The 1,326-nt window shown below is 53.1% G+C and carries 1 protein-coding gene; it reads left to right on the forward strand.

The features are described 5' to 3' along the window. Positions 1–54: 54 nt before the first annotated feature. Positions 55–1,277, forward strand: a protein-coding gene (locus tag ACVW0Y_RS23840; protein ID WP_457441869.1) for an IS3 family transposase whose coding sequence is annotated in 2 segments (ribosomal slippage) — positions 55–406 and positions 406–1,277 — 1,224 coding nt in all. Because the reading frame shifts where the segments join, the coding sequence is not laid out codon by codon here. Positions 1,278–1,326 lie beyond the last annotated feature (49 nt).

Genomic DNA, 1,326 nt, shown 5'->3' on the forward strand with positions numbered 1-1,326 from the left:
TGTCCCGTCCTGAATAAGGTTTACACCTTTAGCCATATCTTTCAGGAGAACCCCATGGCGCAAGGTGCGAGACGAAGTCAGCGTGATTACACGCTGACCTTTAAGTTGGCAGTGGTAGACCAGATTGAGAGAGGCGAATTAAGTTACATCGAAGCCCAGGACCTCTACGGTATCCAAGGAAAGTCGACGGTGCTGAACTGGCTGCGCAAGCATGGTCGACAGAACTGGAGTCAGGGCACTTCTATTCGCTCATCTCGGGATACCCGCATGTCCAAACCATCTTTGCCTCAAACGCCTGAGCAACGCATTAAGGCGCTGGAACAGCAACTGGAGATAGCCAATCAGAAGGCTCAGTTTTTCGAAGCGGTCGTTGATGTGCTGAAGAACGACTACGGTGTTGCTGTCGTAAAAAAGCGATCAGGCAAGTCCTCACACAAGGAAAAGTCCAAGGACTGAGTGTTAGCAGGGCTTGCCGTTTCATGGGCGTGAGCCGCCAGGCTTATTACCAGCGCAACCGGGCAGCGGACAGACGTAAAGAGCAGGATCTTCGGGTTGTTCAGTTTGTAAGGCATGTACGGATGCGTCAGCCACGCCTCGGTACGCGCAAACTGCATTTCCTACTCGCCGAGCAGGTGGATTCGGAGCTCAGGGTTGGAAGGGATCGCTTGTTTGAAGTGTTGGCAGACCATCGATTGCTGGTTTTACGCAAGCGGGCCTACCACAAGACCACCAACAGTTATCACCGGTTCTACCGCCATCCCAACCTTCTTAAACCGGGCCCTGAGCAGATCACACCAACTGCTCCAGAGCACGTGTGGGTCGCGGACATTACCTACCTGCCAACAAAAAATGGCCCGCTCTATCTAAGCCTCGTGACGGATGCTTACTCACGCAAAATCGTTGGTCATCATGTTCATGAAGGCCTGAAAGCGGAAGCAGTAGCGCTGGCTTTCAACCGAGCGCTGATGCAACGCAAAAACCGCAGTGAGCTGGTGCACCACTCAGATCGCGGCGTTCAATATTGCTCAGACCACTACCAGCGCCTACATGCGCAACACGGCGTTAGCTGTTCGATGACGGATGGGTATGACTGCTACCAAAACGCGATGGCCGAGCGAATCAACGGCATTCTAAAAAACGAACTGCTGATTCAAAGCCCAACTGATCTGGCGCAGGCTCGACGGATGGTTCGTGAAGCCATCGAAATTTATAACCGAGAACGACCTCACCAAGCCCTGAAATACAAAACGCCCGATGCGGTGCATCGGGCGCTCTGAGGTGCGGGGCATGACCTGAAAGGGTGTAAACCTATTTCAGGACTGGACA

The organism is Pseudomonas sp. TE3786, assembly GCF_054057335.1.